Source organism: Hydrotalea sp. GW822-HT8A01, assembly GCF_058798575.1.
Genome location: NZ_CM179506.1, coordinates 241,455 through 260,524, shown reverse-complemented (window position 1 = coordinate 260,524; position 19,070 = coordinate 241,455). Strand labels below are relative to the sequence as shown.

Annotated in this window: 19 protein-coding genes; 13 read left to right on the top strand and 6 right to left on the bottom strand. The window is 39.2% G+C overall.

The annotated features are described in order from the left end of the window. Nucleotides 1-93: 93 nt before the first annotated feature. Both AC3QLY_RS01145 and AC3QLY_RS01140 read left to right on the top strand, forming a co-directional pair. Entirely contained in the window at nucleotides 94-789 is a 696-nt protein-coding gene (locus AC3QLY_RS01145; protein WP_492990318.1) for an ABC transporter ATP-binding protein, read from the top strand. A gap of 43 nt (nucleotides 790-832) precedes the next feature. After that, the gene (locus AC3QLY_RS01140; RefSeq protein ID WP_218330533.1) at nucleotides 833-3,415 is read left to right on the top strand and encodes an ABC transporter permease; all 2,583 of its coding nucleotides are present in this window, start codon (nucleotides 833-835) and stop codon (nucleotides 3,413-3,415) included. 341 nt (nucleotides 3,416-3,756) lie between these two features. Here the strand turns inward: AC3QLY_RS01140 and gldD are convergent, their stop codons facing one another. The 4 genes from gldD to AC3QLY_RS01120 form a co-directional block, all read right to left on the bottom strand. Continuing rightward, on the bottom strand, nucleotides 3,757-4,353 hold the full coding sequence (gene gldD / locus AC3QLY_RS01135) for a gliding motility lipoprotein GldD (protein ID WP_074419704.1): 597 nt from the start codon (nucleotides 4,351-4,353) through the stop codon (nucleotides 3,757-3,759). A gap of 26 nt (nucleotides 4,354-4,379) precedes the next feature. Beyond that, nucleotides 4,380-5,729: a gliding motility-associated protein GldE gene (gene gldE, locus AC3QLY_RS01130; protein WP_287100796.1), complete on the bottom strand. Its 1,350-nt coding sequence runs from the start codon at nucleotides 5,727-5,729 to the stop codon at nucleotides 4,380-4,382. A gap of 85 nt (nucleotides 5,730-5,814) precedes the next feature. Continuing rightward, nucleotides 5,815-6,243 (bottom strand): single-stranded DNA-binding protein, encoded by a 429-nt coding sequence (locus AC3QLY_RS01125; protein ID WP_218330531.1) that lies wholly within the window; start codon nucleotides 6,241-6,243, stop codon nucleotides 5,815-5,817. 164 nt (nucleotides 6,244-6,407) lie between these two features. Continuing rightward, complete coding sequence (locus tag AC3QLY_RS01120; RefSeq protein WP_288072054.1) at nucleotides 6,408-6,806, bottom strand: hypothetical protein; 399 nt, start codon at nucleotides 6,804-6,806, stop codon at nucleotides 6,408-6,410. 147 nt (nucleotides 6,807-6,953) lie between these two features. Between AC3QLY_RS01120 and AC3QLY_RS01115 the strand changes: the two genes are divergently transcribed. Then, the gene (locus AC3QLY_RS01115; protein WP_218330529.1) at nucleotides 6,954-7,376 is read left to right on the top strand and encodes a hypothetical protein; all 423 of its coding nucleotides are present in this window, start codon (nucleotides 6,954-6,956) and stop codon (nucleotides 7,374-7,376) included. Between the two features lie 84 nt (nucleotides 7,377-7,460). Here the strand turns inward: AC3QLY_RS01115 and hisS are convergent, their stop codons facing one another. Together hisS and AC3QLY_RS01105 are read right to left on the bottom strand one after the other, a co-directional pair. Then, nucleotides 7,461-8,951 carry a histidine--tRNA ligase gene (gene hisS / locus AC3QLY_RS01110; RefSeq protein WP_287100793.1) on the bottom strand — a complete coding sequence of 497 codons (1,491 nt, stop codon included), beginning with the start codon at nucleotides 8,949-8,951 and terminating at the stop codon, nucleotides 7,461-7,463. A 22-nt stretch (nucleotides 8,952-8,973) separates the two neighbouring features. Then, on the bottom strand, nucleotides 8,974-9,432 hold the full coding sequence (locus AC3QLY_RS01105) for a low molecular weight protein-tyrosine-phosphatase (RefSeq protein ID WP_228733089.1): 459 nt from the start codon (nucleotides 9,430-9,432) through the stop codon (nucleotides 8,974-8,976). 345 nt (nucleotides 9,433-9,777) lie between these two features. Here AC3QLY_RS01105 and AC3QLY_RS01100 point away from each other — a divergent pair, with 345 nt between their 5' ends. The 10 genes from AC3QLY_RS01100 to AC3QLY_RS01055 all read left to right on the top strand — a co-directional run bounded on the left by AC3QLY_RS01100 (nucleotide 9,778) and on the right by AC3QLY_RS01055 (nucleotide 19,058). Next, nucleotides 9,778-10,011 (top strand): hypothetical protein, encoded by a 234-nt coding sequence (locus tag AC3QLY_RS01100; RefSeq protein ID WP_218330527.1) that lies wholly within the window; start codon nucleotides 9,778-9,780, stop codon nucleotides 10,009-10,011. Between the two features lies 1 nt (nucleotide 10,012). Further along, nucleotides 10,013-10,930 (top strand): PstS family phosphate ABC transporter substrate-binding protein, encoded by a 918-nt coding sequence (locus tag AC3QLY_RS01095; RefSeq protein WP_218330526.1) that lies wholly within the window; start codon nucleotides 10,013-10,015, stop codon nucleotides 10,928-10,930. A 23-nt stretch (nucleotides 10,931-10,953) separates the two neighbouring features. Further along, nucleotides 10,954-12,687, top strand: coding sequence for a tetratricopeptide repeat protein (locus AC3QLY_RS01090; protein ID WP_218330525.1), 1,734 nt, complete (start codon nucleotides 10,954-10,956; stop codon nucleotides 12,685-12,687). A 270-nt stretch (nucleotides 12,688-12,957) separates the two neighbouring features. Continuing rightward, on the top strand, nucleotides 12,958-13,362 hold the full coding sequence (locus AC3QLY_RS01085; protein ID WP_068247403.1) for an NADH-quinone oxidoreductase subunit A: 405 nt from the start codon (nucleotides 12,958-12,960) through the stop codon (nucleotides 13,360-13,362). Between the two features lie 166 nt (nucleotides 13,363-13,528). After that, a complete protein-coding gene (locus AC3QLY_RS01080) occupies nucleotides 13,529-14,116 on the top strand; it encodes an NADH-quinone oxidoreductase subunit B (protein WP_068247400.1) in 588 nt (195 codons plus the stop codon). 60 nt (nucleotides 14,117-14,176) lie between these two features. Then, the gene (locus AC3QLY_RS01075; RefSeq protein ID WP_218330524.1) at nucleotides 14,177-14,695 is read left to right on the top strand and encodes an NADH-quinone oxidoreductase subunit C; all 519 of its coding nucleotides are present in this window, start codon (nucleotides 14,177-14,179) and stop codon (nucleotides 14,693-14,695) included. A 53-nt stretch (nucleotides 14,696-14,748) separates the two neighbouring features. Further along, nucleotides 14,749-15,990: an NADH-quinone oxidoreductase subunit D gene (locus AC3QLY_RS01070; RefSeq protein WP_218330523.1), complete on the top strand. Its 1,242-nt coding sequence runs from the start codon at nucleotides 14,749-14,751 to the stop codon at nucleotides 15,988-15,990. Between the two features lie 27 nt (nucleotides 15,991-16,017). Next, on the top strand, nucleotides 16,018-16,518 hold the full coding sequence (locus AC3QLY_RS01065) for an NADH-quinone oxidoreductase subunit NuoE family protein (protein ID WP_218330522.1): 501 nt from the start codon (nucleotides 16,018-16,020) through the stop codon (nucleotides 16,516-16,518). A 34-nt stretch (nucleotides 16,519-16,552) separates the two neighbouring features. Beyond that, nucleotides 16,553-17,911 carry an NADH-quinone oxidoreductase subunit NuoF gene (nuoF, locus tag AC3QLY_RS01060; RefSeq protein ID WP_218330521.1) on the top strand — a complete coding sequence of 453 codons (1,359 nt, stop codon included), beginning with the start codon at nucleotides 16,553-16,555 and terminating at the stop codon, nucleotides 17,909-17,911. 46 nt (nucleotides 17,912-17,957) lie between these two features. Further along, nucleotides 17,958-19,058, top strand: a complete 1,101-nt coding sequence (locus tag AC3QLY_RS01055; protein WP_075051845.1) for an NADH-quinone oxidoreductase subunit G — start codon at nucleotides 17,958-17,960, stop codon at nucleotides 19,056-19,058. Nucleotides 19,059-19,070: the final 12 nt, after the last annotated feature.

Below are 19,070 nucleotides of genomic sequence, written 5' to 3'. Positions count from 1 at the left end.
AATTTTATAAAAAATCTTTTGAATGTACAGTGCATCTCACTAACCGGGCACTGTTCCTTTATTGAATTGTTTGAGCAAGTTAAATCAAAATACATGGAAACCATTCTTCAGTTGCAACAAGTAGGTAAAACATATAAAAGTGGCAATCAAACATTAGCAGTGTTAGAGCATATCAGTTTTTCTGCAGAAGCCGGCACTACTTTATCAATTGTTGGTCCCTCCGGCAGTGGTAAAACAACGCTGCTGGGCTTGTGTGCCGGACTCGATCACCCTTCTTCCGGCAGCATTGTACTGCACCAGCAACGTCTCGAAAGTTTAGATGAAGATCAATTGGCTGCCATCAGAAATCAATATGTGGGTTTTATTTTTCAAAACTTTCAGTTAATGCCTACATTAACCGCATTGGAAAATATAATGGTGCCATTGGAATTAAGGGGCGAAAAGCAGGTAAAAAAGCGTTCATTAGAACTATTATATAAAGTTGGGCTGGCGGACAGGCCCCATCATTACCCAGCACAACTGAGTGGGGGCGAGCAACAGCGCATTGCTATTGCCCGTGCCTTTGCTAACCAGCCAGCCATTTTATTTGCCGATGAACCTACCGGTAATCTGGATGCAGAAACCAGCGAAATGATTGTGAACCTTCTTTTCAATTTGAATAAAGAATCCGGTACTACATTGGTATTGGTAACGCATGATATTGAACTGGCATCAAAAACGCAACGTATTATTCGCCTGAAAGGCGGAAAAATTGAATCAGATATAGTTACGGCAATGGCTAAACGTTGATTTACCAGCTTAAATATTGAAAGATGCATCTTAATCTGCAATCATGAACCAAAATACTTCACAAATAGTAACACATCACCCAAACAAAAACAGTTTCCGGCCGGGCTGGTTGTTGTGCATGGCCTGGCGGGATAGCCGGCGCAGCCGCTCCCGGTTGCTGCTCTTTGTATCTTCTGTAATTGTTGGCATAGCTTCCCTGGTAGCCATTTATTCATTGGGTAATAATTTGAATGATGAAGTAAACAACCAGGCTGCGGCTTTGTTGGGCGCCGATGTTAAAATAACTTCTAATCAGCCACTCACCCCCGCTATACAGCAGTTGGTAGATTCTTTACGCCATAGCAGCAATTATTCGGAAGAAAGAAATTTTGCATCGATGGTGTTGTTTAAAAAAAATAACGGTATCCGTTTGGTGCAGGTAAGGGCATTACAAGGCAGCTTTCCTTATTATGGTGCTTTAGAAACTGATCCTGCCAATGCGGGCATTGCTTTCCGTACTCAGCAACGGGCATTGGTAGACGCCACTTTAATGCTACAATATGGAGCAAACATTGGTGACTCTATTCAGGTGGGTACAGTCACTTTTGCTATTGCAGGAAAATTATTGAATGCCCCCGGACAAACAGGTTTTTCTGCTGCAATTGCCCCCATTGTATACTTACCCTTGCAATATATACAGCAAACCGGCCTGCTGCAAAAAGGCAGTCGCGTTAGTTATCAGTATTATTTTCATTTTAAACAAACAGCAAATATTGAAAAATGGGCTGAAGCAGTGCGCCCCCGATTGGAAGCCAACGATTGTGCTATTGAAACCGTTGAAACGCAAAAAGAAAATACCGGACGAACGTTTACTGATCTTACGCGCTTCCTATCCTTAGTGGGTTTTATTGCTTTGTTATTGGGTTGCACGGGTGTGGCCAGTGCCGTGCATGTGTATGTAAAAGAAAAAATAAATACCATTGCTGTATTGCGTTGTCTGGGTGTAAAAGCATCGCAGGCTTTTACCATATTTTTGATTCAGATTACTGGTATTGGATTGCTGGGTTCTGCCATTGGTGCGGCATTGGGCATTGTTTTACAACAGTTTTTACCCTTTGTTCTAAGCGATTTTTTGCCGGTACACATCAGTACTGCCATCTCCTGGACGGCAGTAGGGCAGGGCATGTTGCTGGGAGTACTGATATCTGTTTTATTTGCACTCTTGCCTTTGTTGTCTATCCGCAACATATCACCACTCAATGCAATTCGAGTTGCTTATGAACCCACACAACGTAAAAATGATTTTTCCGGATGGTGGGTATATGTATTGATTGTATTATTTGTGTATGGTTTTACGTATGTACAAATACAGGAATGGAAACAGGCACTTCAATTTACAATCGGTATCGGTATGGCATTGCTGGTATTAACTTCCATTGCCCGATTACTGATGTGGATGGTACGGTGTTTTTTTCCTTCCTCGTGGAATTATGTTGTGCGACAAGCGTTGGCAAATTTATACCGGCCCAATAACCAAACTACATTATTAATGGTAGCCATTGGGCTGGGTACGGCCTTCATCAGTATCTTGTTTTTTGTGCAGTCTATCTTAATGAACCGGCTCAATCTATCATCCGGTACCAACCAACCCAATATTGTTTTGTTTGATATACAAAGCAGCCAAAAACAAGGCGTAGGCAATGTTGCAGCCACTTACCATTTGCATGTAAATGCGTTTGTGCCTGTTGTAAACATGCGTGTGGCAGCATTGAATGTTATCAAGGCTGCTCAGGCTTTAACTGATACCAGCGGTAAACTGCCCCGTGGTTTATTCAGAAGAGAATACCGCGTTACTTACCGCGATTCATTAACAGCTTCTGAAAAAATAGTAGCGGGCAAATGGGTGGGCGTTGCCAACGGTAACGGCCTGCCGTATATTTCAATGGAAGAAAATTTTGCCAAAAGAAATAAAGTGCATTTGGGCGATACCCTTACATTTAATGTGCAGGGGGTACCCATACCAACCATTGTAGGCAGCCTACGACAGGTAAATTGGGGGGGTATGCAAACCAATTTTTTAGTGCTGTTTCCCAAAGGCGTGTTAGAATCTGCTCCGCAATTTTGGGTATTGCTCACCAAAGTGCCCACCCAACAGGTATCTGCGCAGTTCCAACAGGCTATTGTGCAGCAATTCCCCAATGTATCTATCATTGATTTGGCCTTAGTATTACAAATACTCAACGACCTTATCAGTAAAATTGGTTTTGTTGTTCGCTTTATGGCAGGCTTAAGTATCAGCACCGGTATTGTGGTATTCATTGCATCTGTATTCATGAGTAAATACCAGCGCATACGCGAAACTGTATTGTTGCGTACACTGGGTGCCAGCCGCAAACAAATATTTGCTATTACCGCATTGGAATATTTTTTCCTCGGTATACTGGCTGCCATTACCGGTATATTGTTAGGATTGGCTGCCGGTTGGGTATTGGCAAAATATACTTTTGAAACTGCTTTTCATCTGCAACTGTTACCCATTATCATATTGGTATTGATGGTTTGTTTACTAACGGTAGGCATTGGTTTAATCAATAGCCGTGGTATTGTAAAACGTTCTCCGTTAGAGGTATTGAGGAATGAAGTGTAGTGAATGGGGGTTGGGTGTTGGTCTTTAGTCTTTGGTGGATTACATTGTAAATCATCTATTTGTTATTGATTCAGGCATGCTTTATTGCAAATGATGCAATGGTTTGGTAAACTCAAAATAGACACAACATAACTTATTATTGTAATGGAACACACTGGCTTTACAGCTTTTGTTTGACGAACAAACTCAATGCTGATAAATAGTTTACAAAAACGGTGTACACGAACGCCAGCCTATAGCGGTTTAGCAAAATTGGCGGTTCAGTGCTTTGTATCAACATTTGTAGTGAAAATCGCCATCTTCGGCAACCCTAATAGCGTTATACGCCAATCATCATCTTCTCACTTCCACCTAAAACTATTAATCAGGTGTTTCATATCTTCTACCAAAAAGCGGTTAACGGGGGCTAATGAGTCCTGGTTGGGTGTGGCATCAAAGTAAAGGGCACCTCTTAAAAAATGATGGGTAGAGTCGGTTAAAAAAAACTGGTTGGCGGTGGCTACATTGCCGCCTACTTTAAAAAACATGCCATGTACGCCATTGGGGGTTACCATGAGCGAATCATCAATAGAATAGGCTTTTTCGCTGTGTTTGTTGGTAAGGGTAAAAGCATCATTCACCAATTTCTGAAAACTGTTGGGGCCAATGGCTTTGTAGCTTATATAAATGCGTCCGTTAAATTGCGGAAAGTCAATATTAATCCACCAGGGATTTTCCGTTTTTCCGCCCAAAAAAGTAGAGTCTTTTACCACCCGTGCATATACCGGATATTCAAAGGTATACGGGTAACCGGGCTGATTAAAAGTTTGGTATTGGTGTTGGGGAAAATTGATTTTATAATAACTTCTTGGTTTGGGTACAAAGGGACTATTGCAGGCAAAAGCGACAAAAGCAAAACAAATAGCGATAATGGCTTTGTGTTGTTGGAAAAACGGCATGTTATTTGGGTATAAAAATGGTAAAACTACAGTTGGTCATCATCAGATACTTTACTGATGGTTACTTTAATTTTGTTGATTCTTGTTTTCTCTACTTCCAGCATCATAAAATCAAATCCGGGAATGGAAACCACCTGGCCTTTTCTGGGAATTTCACCTGCAATTTCCAATATTAATCCGGCTAATGAATCACTTTCTCCTTTTAATGCATCAAATGTATCAACCGGCAGTTGCATAATTTTGCATACATCATTAATCATGATTTTACCTTCAAATATGTAGTTGTAATCATCTAATTTTCGGTAGCCATATTCTTCTTCATCAAATTCATCTTTAATATCTCCAATAATTTCTTCCAGAATATCTTCTAAAGTAACAATGCCACTGGTGCCACCAAATTCATCTACCACAATAGCAAAATGTATACGCCTGCTTTGAAATTCGCGTAATAAATCTTCAATCATTTTATGCTCATGCACAAAATAGGGAGGAGAGATGAGGTTATGCCACTCGAATGTATCGGGTTCATTTAAAAATGGCAACAAATCTTTGGTGCGCAATATGCCTACTACTTCATCCAAATCTTCTTTGTATACGGGCACCCGGCTGTAACTCATATCGGCAACCGATTGCAGCAATGCATGAAAGCTGGTATTGTATTCTACACCATGTACTTCTAAACGGGCTTTCATGATTTGCTTTACGGTAATATTGCCAAATTTTATAATTCCTTTTAAAATGTTTTTTTCATTTTCATTGGTGCCCGATTTGGTAATTTCAATGGCATGGTACAATTCATCGCTGGTAATGCTGCCTGTTTTTTGGGCTAATCTTCTTTCAATAATATCTGAATATTTTACCAGCACATTGCTTAAGCGTTTGCAGATGTAATGAATGAATTCAATGAGTGGTGCTACTTCTTTGGCAAAGCGAATATTGTTTTGCGTGGCCAAAATTTTAGGCATTACTTCACCAAACAATAATAACACGGCGGTTACAATTACTACTTTGATTAAAAATTCTATCCAGATATTGGTAACCAAAAATGCAGGGTGGTAATTCAGCAACCATTCATCAATACTAATATTGAAAATGATAATAATGGCTATATCAATAAAGCTGTTGGCAATGAGTAAGGAGGCTAATAGTTTTTTAGGCTCAGTTAGCAGATGAATAATTTTTTTGTAGGAAGGATTTTGTTTGGTTTTGAGCAAATTGATGTCTTTTTGCTTCAGCGAAAAAAAAGCCGCCTCTGCCCCACTTACAAAAAATGAAATGACCAATAAAATAAAAAGCAAAATAATTAATGCTATACTGCCCTGCGGAATGGCTGCATTTAGTATGGTAAACGGATAAAATGCCGGGTGATGATCCAAAATATTTTATTTTAATGAATAATAACAAGCAGTCTTTACAAAAAAGCACCTGACTTACAAAAATATCATTTTTAAGCATGAAAAATCAATAAGGCATATTTTCTCCCGGATCTATCATGGGCGGAACATCTTCGCCACCATAGCCTTCAGGATTGTCGGGATGATTGCCGGAATGCCCATCGGCACGTTTATCTAACATAATCAGATTGTCGCCCACCACTTCAGTTGCAAACTTTTTATTGCCTTCTTTATCTTCCCAACTGCGAGTACGCAATCTGCCCTCTACATAAATTAAACTGCCTTTGTGCAGGTATTTTTGCGCCAAATCGGCTAACCCACGCCATAAAACTACGGTATGCCATTCTGTTTGTGAAACGAGTTTGCCACTGCGGTCTTTATAGGTTTCGGTAGTGGCCAAAGGAAATTTTGCTACTCCAATATTCCCGTCTAATACCTGTAAATCCGGGTCTTTTCCCAAATTGCCGATAAGCATTACTCTGTTTACGCCTCTCATACTTTTGTTGTTTTGGTAAGTGAGATAGTTGTTCTTAAAATTACTGCTTTTAAACGATGTTCACAACGATTTTAAAATTAAACAATTATTTATTTTAAGCATCATAAGGGCTGTTAAATTTTTTCCTGATTGTTGCAAATGGCTATTCATTGCAACAATGCATATTATCGGTAATAGGTTTCGTCTAAATAAAATAGTCCATTGCTGTGTTGCCAGTACCAAAACTTTTTTTTGTAAATGCAATAAGTACCTTTTAGGGAATGTAGGGTATAGGCTGGAGCTACATAAATAATTTTTGGCGGGATGCTGTTAAAACGATAAAGGAGATTTTTGCGTTGATTGGGCGTAAATGCACGGGTAATTTGGGTATAATTTACCTGTTGGCCAATAGCGAGGGGAAATCTGTCTTTTGGGGTAAGAATATTGCCCATGCCATCCACCACAATAAATGCAGCAGGTGCAGATGGTGCAGCAGGGCGTGGTGGGGTTTTAACCGGATTTGTTTTATAGGTGCAGGCTTGAAATGACAACATCACTAAAACGAGGGCAATGATTGGCTTCATGGCAGGAATTGTTTGTTGGGTTCAAAAATGTAAAAACCATGCCATGATTAAAAATTGTGTCTGAACAAATTTGTACGGCCTGCTGATATTATTTTTTTATGAAGGTTGAAATGTAGTTGATATTGCCGTATCTTAACGTCAAAAAAAATGAAAACATTTTTATTCATGTTGGTTATGTTAACAGGCGCTGTAATAATAGCACAGGCACAACAAACCACACAGGCAAAAAAAGACACTACCGTAACTGAACTGATAGGAAGATACACTTTTCCGGATGGAAGTGTAGTAGAGCAAGTGGAAGTAACGTTTGATAGTACCGGACTAAATATGGTATCTGATGCAGGTACCTCGGTATTGCAGAAATTAGGCGTAGATTCATTTGCATTGGTTTCGTTTCAGGGCACTGCCGTATTTAAAAGAGATGAAAATAAAAAAGTTAAAACAGTCATTATTGATGCTGTGGGCTATCATTTAGAAGGCAAGAAAGAAGATACCGCTGCTGCTACACGCCCCGTTGCCCTGCTACCTGACATGCACAAACAATATGCATTGGCACCACTTACACGATAGCGCAAATAAAAACATGAATAAAAAAGGCGACAGGTATAGGTATCACATTCATCGCCTTTTTGAGTATTGTTTATGCTAATACGCTTACAAGCCCGATTCTATTGTAGCAATATAGTTGATTAAATCAGCCTGCACAATGGTTTCCTGAGTGCCGGTAGCCAATTGTTTTACAGTGCAGGTATTTTCTTCCAGTTCCTTACTGCCCAGCATAATTACAACTGGTATGCCTTTCTTTTCAGCATATTTAAATTGCTTATCAAATTTAGCAGGCTCATGATATAATTCGCCACTGATGTTTTGTGCCCGTAAACTTTGTAACAAAGCAAAGGCACGGCCGCTTTCTTCTATTCCCAAATTAAAAAACAACACTTTACTACCCTTCATTAATTGTTTGGGAAATAATGCAAGCCCCTCCATTACATCATAAATTCTGTCTACCCCAAATGAAATGCCCACGCCGGGTACATTGGGTACACCAAATAATTCGGTTAAGTTATCGTAACGGCCGCCGCCGCCAATACTGCCTATGCTAAAGCCAATGGCCTTCACTTCAAAAATTGCTCCGGTATAATAGTTTAAGCCTCGGGCTAAGGTAACATCAATTTCTAACGGTAACGGATTGTCGGGCATTTGTCGGTTTAAAATAAATTGCAGGGCTTCAATACCTTCTTTACCCAGCGGGTGCTTGCCAATGCTGTTGGTAAGTGTTGCAATTTTTTCTTCATTACTGCCTTTTATTTCCAGAAAATGTGCAATGGTTTCAATTTGTGCTGCCGACAGGTTGCGTTGCTGTAATTCTTCTTTTACTTTATCTATTCCTATTTTATCTAATTTGTCGATAGCAACGGTTATGTCGGTTAATTTATCTGCTCCGCCACATATATCTGCCAAAGCTGCCAATATTTTTCTGTGATTGATTTTAATAACAATGGGTAGGTTCAGCATTTTAAACACATGAGCATATAAATGTGCCAATTCCACTTCATTCATGAGTGAGTTGCTGCCAACAATATCGGCATCGCACTGATAAAATTCGCGGTAACGGCCTTTTTGCGGCCGGTCGGCACGCCATACGGGTTGTATCTGGTAGCGTTTAAAAGGGAAAGTGAGTTGCCCATAATTCATGGCAACATAACGTGCAAAAGGTATGGTAAGATCGTAACGGAGTGCCCTTTCTGTAATATGTTTTGATAATTCATTTGGTTGTAAAAGATGATCTAATTCCGCTCTAATTTCATCAATATTTGAGGTGTTGATTAGAAGATCATAAGCAGATTTAGTATAAGTGTCATTATTTTCCTTTTTTATTAAGAATAGAATGTCAATCATTTTTAAAGCACGTAATCTGGTTTCTTTGCTAAAATCACCATTACTTAAAATCCTAAAAATTAGTTTATCACCCTCTTCTCCGTACTTCCCCATTAAAGTACTTAAGTTTTCCATTGCCGGCGTTTCTATGGGTTCAAACCCATATAACTGAAAAGCTTGGTGTATGGTGTTGAAGATATAGTTGCGCTTGTAAATGGTAGTGGCATTAAAATCACGGGTGCCCTGGGGCAAAGTAGGTTTATTCATGCGATGTTTTTATATCATTTTTTTAAGAACTGTATTTCTGAAGTATACTATCAGTAGCAGCATCTAACATTTGGTAAACAGTTATAAAATCATTTTCGGTACCAAACCAGGGGTCGGGTACTTCGGTATTGGAACCAGGAAACAATTCGTTCATAATAAATGCAGTTTTTGCAGCATCAAAATGTTTTTTGCTGATTTGTTCAACGGCTTTATAGTTATCCAGGTCCATTACATAAATTTTGTCATAAGCCATCATGTCATTGGCGGTAAATTGCCTGGCTCTGTGGTTGCTGATGTCAATGCCGTGTGCCATTGCTACTTTTTGCGAAAGCAGATGCGGTGGTTCGCCAATATGGTAATTACCGGTTCCTGCACTGTTTACTTCCCAATGTAAGCCGGCTAATTGTACTTTATGTTGTAAAATTCCTTCTGCCAAAGGGCTTCTGCAAATATTTCCTAAACAAACCATCAATACTTTCATGCTTGCAAATATACATTGCCGGCAGCTTTTCACATTGCTTTGCATGGTGTGGGGCACTATGGTATTTACAATTGGATGGCATGTTGTACCATTCAAAAAGCCGGTAAATAGCACTGTTTTACCCGGGCATTTATGATGGCAGCGAAAAAAAGAATACATTTTTTTAACAAAATATGTTTTGTGGAATGTCAGCTTTTATGCTTCTTACAGCAAAAGAAACCGGGTTTTTTATGGTAATATTTTTGCACATTAAAAAATTCTTAGAAAATTCTTAGAGGTTTTTAATGCATCGCAAAGGAATTATTCTATAAATTGCCCATCCCATACAGTATTAATTGTAATGAAATGGAGCAACCAATTAGAGAAAAGCATAGAAAAAACTTTATTTTTCTAAGTTCTGTGAGAGATATTTTTATGGCATTACTGTATTTGGGTATGTCTGTACTGCTTTTTGGAGGCAAATACTGGCAAATACCTCAAATTATGGCTTTAGGTGATGCGTTTTGTTATTTTTTAGGATCTGTTTGTTTGTTGTATGGTGGCTTTAGAATGTACAGGGGCATTAAGAAAATGTATTAACATGATAATGAGCAGGCATGTGGTTTTTATCTCTTTTTTAGTTGTTTTGCTGGTTGCGTGTCAACAGCAGCAAAATAAATATGTCATTACCGATACCCCATCAAAAGGTACCATTCACATTAGTGTGGATGAAAGTTTTCAGCCCGTTATTGCGCAACAAATTAAAGTATATGAGTCATCTTATCCTGATGCGCATATTCTTGCCAAATATGAACCGGAAGTAGATTGCTTTAAAGATTTGATGAAAGATAGTACCAGAATGATTATTGTGGCAAGAGGATTGAATAAGCGGGAAGATTCATTTTATTTAAATAAATTAGGTTTTAAACCTTTATTTGGTGTAATGGCATTTGATGGTGTTGCCGTAATTGTAAACCAAAACAATCCCGATAGTGTTTTTACCCTTAACGATTTAAAAGATATTTTATCCGGCAAAAAAAATATTCCGGTTGTTATGGATGGTACCAATGCAACCAGTACCGTTCGGTATTTGCAGGATACATTATTGCACGGAGCACCATTTGGTAAAAATGTAATGGCAACCGGCGGCAGCGATTCGGTAGTGTCGGTTATTAAGCAAATGAACAATGCCGTTGGTTTTGTAGGAATTAGTTGGGTGGGCAATCCCAATGAACCCAAGCAGGTAGCCAATCTTAAAAAAATAAGGCTGGGATTAATTGAATGCACCGCCTGCGGTGAAAAAGATGTTTTTGTGAAACCTTCGCAGGCCAGCATTACATACGGACAGTACCCGCTTACCCGGCCCATTTATTATATTTTAAAAGAAAATGCAGTAGCATTGGGTACCGGATTTAAAAATTTTATGACTTTGGAACGCGGTCAACTCATATTCAGAAGCGGTGGTTTAGCACCTGCTAAAATGGATTTGGTGAATCGAAAAAGTCAAATTGAGGAGTAAACAAACCACTATAAACTTAAAGCATGATGAAGAAAACAATTACTTTGCTAGTGGCAGCCTTTCTGGCTGTAAATGGATTGATGGCCCAGTCGATTGCTGATGGGATTAACGACTTAAACTCGTCATTCAAAGTTCAATCTGCCATTAATATTTTGAAGAAAAATTACGACGATAAGCCCAAAGATGTACAAGCCATTTATTGGTACGGTCAGGCTTTAATTGGCGGCAATGAAGTAACCAAAGCCCAAATGGATGCGGCGAAGGCTGTGTATCAGAAAGCCTTAACCGATGGTGTAAATGAGCCATTAATATGGGTAGGCATAGGCCATATAGACATGCTGGAAGGTGGCGATATCAATGCTGCCAAACAAAAGTTTGAACAGGCCATTACAGCTACAACACCCACCAAAGGCCGACATAAAGGCGAGCCCAGTGTTGAAATTTTAGAAGCCATAGGCCGTGCCAATGCCGATGGAGGCAGCAAAATTGGTGATCCTAACTATGGTATTGAAAAATTAAAACAAGCCGCTGCATTAGATCCTAAAAATTCTATGGTGTATGTGTACATGGGTATCTGCTATCTGAAATTAGGTGGCGAAAATGGAGGTGAAGCCGTAAAAGCATTTGAGCAGGCTACCACCATTGATCCAAAAAATGTGTTGGCTTATTACAGAATTGGAATGGTATACCTGAGCCAGAATAATGAAGACTCTTTCATGCCGGCTTTTGGAAAAGCAATGGAAGCAGATCCTTCTTTCCCCGATACTTATCTGGCGTTGTTTGAATATTATAAGAACAGAAATGTAGATATGGCCAAAGCCAATCTGGACAAATTCATAAAATATGCAGATAAAGATCCGCAAAACGATTTCTATCTGGCAGATTACCTGTATCAGGCAGGTAAATACCAGGAATCATTGGCTAAAGAAAAAGAAATAGAAACCTCTTTAGGTGGTACAGACAAATTACCCGGATTGAGTTTATTGTATGCCTACAACTATTTGAAATTAGGTGATTCATTACAGGCTAAACAAAATATTGAAAAGTATTTTAAATTAGAACCTACAGATAAAGTGAAACCGGCAGATTATGAACTGGCAGTAAAAATTTTCTCTAAATTTCCTGAAAATGCCGACGTTGCTGTTAAGTACATCCAATCAGCCATTCAGTCAGATACTTCTAAAGTGAATAAAATTAACTACATGACGCAGGCTGCAGATTTAATGGCAAAAGCTAAAAATTACAAAGCGCAGTTAGATTGGTTATTGCAAGCGCAAGCCCTGAAAGGCACTTGGAGCGAGTACGATTATTACAATATCTCAAATGTGGCATATCAGGCAGCCGATTATCCCAAAGTAATGGATGTGGCGGCTAATTATATCAAAGCATTTCCCGATAAGCCACAAGGTTATTATTTTAATGTAATGGCAGCCAAAGCATTAGATACCACTTCTAATCCCGGCATTGCTATTCCCGCCTTGCAACAGCAAATTGATTATTTGATGAAAGACAGTGTAAAAAATCAACGCTTCATCATCATCGACTATTATTATATGATGGGTTACTATAATGACAGGGCAAAAGATTATGAAAAAGCCCTCGATATCTGTAATAAAATTTTGGAATTAATTCCTAATGATCCGGATATGTTAAAAATTAAAGGCGCAATTGAAGGCAACATTAAAAAGCAAAAGCTGATGGAAGGAAAACAACCACAGACTGACAGCACCGGTACAAAGGGTGCAACGAAGAATTAATTCGTCAGGAAATACATTTTTAAATATAATAAAAAAGTTGCCGCTGTAAAAAGTGGCAACTTTTTTATTGAAGCAAGCCTGGAAACTCCAATTTCATAATTTAGTAGATTATTACGCTATTGACTTTAATTTTTTTGAGAGCGGGTAATATTAAAACAATATTGAAAATACTTGTGGCATTATAAATTGCTGAATTCATCAAAAACAACAAAAGAATAGTAAGGGTTTATAAACAGACTGCCTTATTTTTGCATCTCATTCAAGAATGTTATGATAGGTTTTAGTACACTTCTTCAACTAAATCAGCTTAACAATACTGCTGAAAATTATTTCCCGATAGGCATTCAACTCATTTTCGCCATAGGTTTTGTGGCTACCATGATTGGATTGTCTGCCTGGGTAGGTCCAAAAAGAAAAACGAGTGATAAACTGGAAAATTTCTCCAGTGGTATAGCCAGCCATGGCAATGCCCGCCAACCCATGGCAGTAAAGTATTTTTTAGTGGCTATTTTGTTTGTATTGTTTGATGTAGAAGTAATTTTCTTTTATCCCTATGCAGTAAACTTTAAATTTCTGGGATGGGCCGGCTTTTGGGAAATTGTGTTGTTTGTGGCTTTATTCCTCATTGGTTTTGTATATATCATTAAAAAGGGAGCATTGAATTGGGAAGATTAATGGGAAGGAATCTTCAACTTAAAAGAAGTTGAAATGTTATATATGGTGCAATTTGTGCTTACTTTCTTTGAAAAATGGCAGGGGTATAACAAATTAGCAGGATGTGGTAAGTGATGTTTTACAATCCTGAAAACCTTATTTTATCAAGCAAATTAAATGTTATTCTATGCGTCCAGTACGTTTTAATATTCATCCCAAACCAGCAGAACCTGCCAAATCTATTATTATGGGCGAGGCTCCGCAGGGATATAATGGAGAAGGCTTTTTCACCACCAAATTAAGTGAAGTAGTGGGGTTAGCACGAAAAAACTCTTTGTGGCCATTGCCATTTGCCACTTCTTGTTGTGGTATTGAGTTTATGGCTACAATGGGTGCGCACTACGATTTAGCTCGTTTTGGTGCAGAAAGAGTTGGTTTTTCTCCCCGTCAGTGCGACTTACTAATGGTAATGGGTACCATTGCCAAAAAAATGGCGCCTGTTTTAAGGCAGGTATATTTGCAAATGGCTGAACCCCGTTGGGTATTGAGTGTAGGTGCCTGTGCCAGCAGTGGTGGTATTTTTGATACTTACAGTGTGTTACAGGGTATTGATCAGATTATACCGGTTGATGTATATGTGCCAGGTTGCCCGCCCAGGCCAGAAGCTATTTTAGATGGGTTTATGAAAATTCAGGAATTGGTAGGTAAAGAAAGTATTCGCCGCAGAAACAGCCCGCAATACACGGCACTTTTAGAAAGTTATGGCATTCAATAAACGCCATTTATTGGCTTATTCATCAGGCTTTAAAAAAATCTGTAAACGCTTATAACAGTCATGGCACTAACCAACGAAATCATACAACAAAAACTCCAGGAAAAATTTGGCGATCAGGTGTCTAATTTTGAAACACCATTTGGTTTGCTCAGTTTTCAATCACCAAAAGAAATGAATTTAAAGATATTGCAGTTTTTGTATGAAGATGCAACACTTCAATTTACTTTCTTAACTGATTTGTGTGCTGTTCATTATCCGGTTAATACCGGAAAAGAACTGGCTGTAGTATATCATTTACATAATTTAAAAGAGAATATACGCATCCGTTATAAAGTATTTACCGGTATACAGCAACCCGATGTGTTTACGGCAACCAAATTATTTGAAGCAGCCAACTGGATGGAAAGAGAAACCTACGATTTTTTTGGCGTAAACTTTATCGGGCATCCCAATTTAAAAAGAATTTTAAATGTAGATGAAATGGATTATTTCCCATTAAGGAAAGAATATCCATTGGAAGATCAAACCAGAATAGATAAAGATGATGCCATGTTTGGCAGAGGCGGTTCAATTTATTAAATCCAATTGTAAAGGCAGTTCAAAACAACTGTCGGTAATTTAATTGAAATATTATGTTGGAAACAAAAGAGGTGCAACCACACCATATAAAACTTCCGGATGGTTCCATTGAAAAATTAACCACCACCCTCAATCTGGGTCCTACACACCCCGCTACCCACGGTGTGTTTCAAAATATTGTTGAATTAGATGGTGAACGTATTGTATCGGCCGAGCAAACCGTAGGTTACATTCACCGGGCATTTGAAAAATTAGCCGAACGCAGGCCGCTTTATCAGGTAACACCCATTACCGATCGATTAAATTATTGCAGCAGCCCTATTAATAACATGGGTTGGCACATGACCTGCGAAAAATTACTGGGTGTAAAAACACCCAAGCGGGTAGATTATTTGCGGATTATTATCATGGAACTGGCCCGTATTTCCGATCACCTTATTTGTAATTCAATTGTGGGTGTAGACAGTGGTGCCTATACCGGTTTTTTATATGTGATGCAATACCGCGAATTGATTTATGAAATTTATGAAGAAGTATGCGGCTCTCGTTTAACCACCAATATTGGCAGAATAGGTGGGTTTGAACGCAACTTTACAGATACAGCTTTCCAAAAGTTAGAAAAATTTCTTCAGGAATATCCTAAAGTGCTAAAAGAGTTTGAAAACCTCTTTACCCGTAATCGTATTTTCATGGATCGCCTCCAAAATACTGGTGCTATTAGTGCCGAGCGTGCTTTAAACTATGGCTTTACGGGACCTAATTTACGTGCAGCAGGGGTTGATTACGATGTGCGGGTACATAGCCCATACTGCAGTTACGAAGATTTTGATTTTATTGTTCCGGTGGGCAGTACCGGCGATAACTATGACCGGTTTTTAGTGCGCAATGTAGAAATGTGGCAAAGCTTGCATATTATAGAACAGGCCTACCAAAAAGTACAGAAATTTAAAGGAGCCGAAGCCGAAGTATTTCATGCCGATGTGCCTGAGTATTATCTTCCCGAAAAGAAAGAGGTATACACAAAAATGGAGGCATTAATCTGGCACTTTAAAATCATCATGGGTGAAACTGCCATACCCAAAGGTGAAGTTTACCATAGTGTAGAAGGTGCTAATGGCGAATTGGGTTTTTATTTAATTAGCGATGGTGGAAGAACACCTTATCGCTTGCATTTTCGCAGGCCCAGTTTTATTTACTATCAGGCATACAGTGAATTAACAAAAGGAGGTATGTTGAGCGATGCCATTATTACCATGAGTAGTTTAAACCTCATTGCAGGTGAGTTAGATGCATAAACACATAACAAACTAAAATATAGCGTTGTGGTACAATTTTCAGAACAGCAAATGCAGGAATTTAATCGTTTAGTAAAACGTTACCCGGAAGGCAAACAAAAAAGTGCGCTATTGCCGGTATTGCATTTGGCACAAGAAAGCTTTGGCGGTTGGTTAAGCGCTGAAACAATGGATTATGTTGCCAATTTATTGCAATTAGAACCCATTGAAGTATATGAAGTAGCCACCTTTTACAGCATGTTTAATACCCAACCCGTTGGGAAGTACATGTTTGAGGTATGCCAAACCGGTCCCTGTATGCTAAATGGCAGCGATGAAATTATTAGCTACATCAAAGAAAAATTAGGCATTAGTGCCGGCGAAACTACGCCCGATGGTATGTTTACGCTAAAAACAGTAGAGTGCCTGGGGGCTTGTGGGTATGCACCCATGATGCAGTTGGGAAAACAATATCGGGAACATTTAACGAAAGAAAAAGTCGATGCAATTATTGAAGAATGCAGAAGCAATGCTGCACGCAACAATTAAAAGCATCATTTATTCACTTTTATTGTAATTACAAATGGGTGTAAAATTATTATTATCAAAAGCGCATGTAGAAGGCATCAGACAGTATGATGTTTACAGAAGAGAAGGCGGTTATCAGGCAGTTGAAAAAGCGCTGAAAACCATGACTCCGGAAGCCATTGTGGAAGAAGTGAAGAAAAGTGGCTTGCGGGGTCGTGGCGGAGCCGGTTTTCCTACGGGCATGAAATGGAGTTTTATTGCTAAGCCCGAGGGCGTACCCCGCCATTTGGTGTGCAATGCTGATGAAAGTGAACCGGGTACTTTTAAAGACAGGTACCTGATGGAGTTTTTACCCCATTTATTAATTGAAGGCTTAATCATCTCATCTTTTGCTTTGGGGTCAAATGATACCTATATTTATATCCGTGGTGAATATGCTTGGATAGTAGGTATTTTGGAAAATGCTATTGAAGAAGCCAAACAAAACGGTTGGCTGGGTAACAATATTTTGGGCACAGGCTTTAATTGTAATATTTATGTTCAACGCGGGGCAGGCGCTTACATTTGTGGAGAAGAAACCGCATTGTTAGAATCATTGGAAGGAAAAAGAGGTAATCCCAGAATTAAACCTCCTTTCCCGGCCATCAAAGGAGTTTGGGAACGACCAACTGTTGTAAATAATGTAGAAACATTGGCGGCAGTAGTACCTATTATTAATATGGGTGGCGAAGAATATGCCAAAATTGGTGTAGGCCGTTCAACCGGAACCAAATTAATTTCAGCCTGCGGTAATATCAATAAACCGGGCGTGTACGAAATTGATATGACCATTAGTGTAGAAGAATTTATTTACAGCGAAGAATATTGTGGTGGCATTAAAAACGGGAAGCACTTAAAAGCCTGCATACCTGGCGGTTCTTCTGTTCCAATTTTGCCGGCAAATTTGTTGTTGAAAACAGCAAAAGGAGAAACCCGTTACATGAATTATGAAAGTTTAAGCGATGGAGGTTTTGCTACCGGAAGCATGATGGGCAGTGGTGGTTTTATTGTGTTTGATGAAGACCAGTGTATAGTGCGCCATACTTATACTTTGGCCCGGTTTTACCGTCATGAAAGTTGCGGACAGTGTTCACCCTGTAGAGAAGGTACCGGTTGGATGGAGAAAATATTATTGCGTTTGGAAAAAGGAGAAGGCAAAATTAGTGATATAGATTTGTTGTGGGATATACAGGGAAAAATTGAAGGAAACACTATTTGCCCCTTAGGCGATGCGGCTGCTTGGCCTGTAGCGGCTGCTATCCGTCATTTCCGGGATGAGTTTGAGTGGCATGTATTACATCCGCAGGAAGCGCAGGTAAGAAATTTTGGTTTGGCACATTATGCCAACCCTATTCAGGTGCCTGTAGGTGCTTAATCCAGCCTTATTGAAAGGCTAATTTTGAATTTTAGAATTTTACAATATGTCAGACGAAACATTATTCAAAGTCACCATTGATAATATTACGGTTGAAGTACCTGCAGGTACCACCATTTTGCAGGCTGCCCGTAAAATTGGCGGAGAGGTAACCCCTCCTGCCATGTGCTATTACAGCAAATTACAAGGCAGTGGTGGTAAATGCCGTACCTGTTTGGTAGAGGTGAGCAAAGGTTCTGAAAAAGATCCGCGCCCAATGCCCAAATTAGTTGCTTCTTGCCGCACAACTGTAATGGATGGTATGGAAGTAAAAAATGTAACATCGCCACGTGTACAGGAAGCAAGGGCCGGTGTGGTTGAATTTTTATTAATTAATCACCCATTAGATTGCCCCATCTGCGATCAGGCCGGCGAATGTCATTTGCAGGATTTAAGTTATGAACACGGTAAAGAAGGCAGCCGTTACGAATTTCAAAAACGCACCTTTAAAAAAGTAGATTTAGGAGCATATATTCAATTACATATGACCCGCTGCATACTTTGCTATCGTTGTGTGTTTGTAGCCGACCAGCTTTCTTCCAAAAGAGAACACGGTGTATTAGATCGGGGTGATCATGCTCAAATTGCCACTTTCATTCAAAAAAATTTGCATAACGAATTTATCGGTAATGTTATAGATGTTTGCCCGGTGGGTGCTTTAACCGATAAAACTTTCCGTTTTAAAAACAGGGTATGGTTTACCAAACCTGTGAATGCACACAGGCATTGCGATAAATGTTGTGGTGAAGCAGAGCTATGGTTAAGAGGTGATGAGGTGTTTAGAGTAACTGCCAGAAAAGATGAATGGGGTGAAGTGAAAGAAGCCTCAAACGGCAAAACAGGATGGATTTGCAATGAATGCCGCTTTGAAAAGAAAAATCTGGCCGATTGGGTAATAGAAGGCCCCACTAATGTTAACCGGCATTCAGTGATTGCACAAAACAAATATGTAGGATTGGTAAAACCTACTGAAACCTTTCCTAACATTATGAAAGGCAGGAATCCAAAATTACTCATGGATATTCATAGTGTAAGTGAAGTAAATAAACCAAACATACATTTAAGCGAATTAGAACGCCCGGCACATTCAACCGATTTTAACCAATAACACTCAATCAAT

What these genes read in the sequence shown, in the direction of transcription:
- AC3QLY_RS01145 (WP_492990318.1), top strand. Translation starts at nt 94, where the DNA reads ATGGAAACCATTCTTCAGTTGCAACAAGTAGGTAAAACATATAAAAGT.
- AC3QLY_RS01140 (WP_218330533.1), top strand. Translation starts at nt 833, where the DNA reads ATGAACCAAAATACTTCACAAATAGTAACACATCACCCAAACAAAAAC.
- gldD (WP_074419704.1), bottom strand. Translation starts at nt 4,353, where the DNA reads ATGCCGTTTTTCCAACAACACAAAGCCATTATCGCTATTTGTTTTGCT.
- AC3QLY_RS01125 (WP_218330531.1), bottom strand. Translation starts at nt 6,243, where the DNA reads ATGAGAGGCGTAAACAGAGTAATGCTTATCGGCAATTTGGGAAAAGAC.
- AC3QLY_RS01120 (WP_288072054.1), bottom strand. Translation starts at nt 6,806, where the DNA reads ATGAAGCCAATCATTGCCCTCGTTTTAGTGATGTTGTCATTTCAAGCC.
- AC3QLY_RS01115 (WP_218330529.1), top strand. Translation starts at nt 6,954, where the DNA reads ATGAAAACATTTTTATTCATGTTGGTTATGTTAACAGGCGCTGTAATA.
- hisS (WP_287100793.1), bottom strand. Translation starts at nt 8,951, where the DNA reads ATGAATAAACCTACTTTGCCCCAGGGCACCCGTGATTTTAATGCCACT.
- AC3QLY_RS01105 (WP_228733089.1), bottom strand. Translation starts at nt 9,432, where the DNA reads ATGAAAGTATTGATGGTTTGTTTAGGAAATATTTGCAGAAGCCCTTTG.
- AC3QLY_RS01100 (WP_218330527.1), top strand. Translation starts at nt 9,778, where the DNA reads ATGGAGCAACCAATTAGAGAAAAGCATAGAAAAAACTTTATTTTTCTA.
- AC3QLY_RS01095 (WP_218330526.1), top strand. Translation starts at nt 10,013, where the DNA reads ATGATAATGAGCAGGCATGTGGTTTTTATCTCTTTTTTAGTTGTTTTG.
- AC3QLY_RS01090 (WP_218330525.1), top strand. Translation starts at nt 10,954, where the DNA reads ATGATGAAGAAAACAATTACTTTGCTAGTGGCAGCCTTTCTGGCTGTA.
- AC3QLY_RS01085 (WP_068247403.1), top strand. Translation starts at nt 12,958, where the DNA reads ATGATAGGTTTTAGTACACTTCTTCAACTAAATCAGCTTAACAATACT.
- AC3QLY_RS01080 (WP_068247400.1), top strand. Translation starts at nt 13,529, where the DNA reads ATGCGTCCAGTACGTTTTAATATTCATCCCAAACCAGCAGAACCTGCC.
- AC3QLY_RS01075 (WP_218330524.1), top strand. Translation starts at nt 14,177, where the DNA reads ATGGCACTAACCAACGAAATCATACAACAAAAACTCCAGGAAAAATTT.
- AC3QLY_RS01070 (WP_218330523.1), top strand. Translation starts at nt 14,749, where the DNA reads ATGTTGGAAACAAAAGAGGTGCAACCACACCATATAAAACTTCCGGAT.
- nuoF (WP_218330521.1), top strand. Translation starts at nt 16,553, where the DNA reads ATGGGTGTAAAATTATTATTATCAAAAGCGCATGTAGAAGGCATCAGA.
- AC3QLY_RS01055 (WP_075051845.1), top strand. Translation starts at nt 17,958, where the DNA reads ATGTCAGACGAAACATTATTCAAAGTCACCATTGATAATATTACGGTT.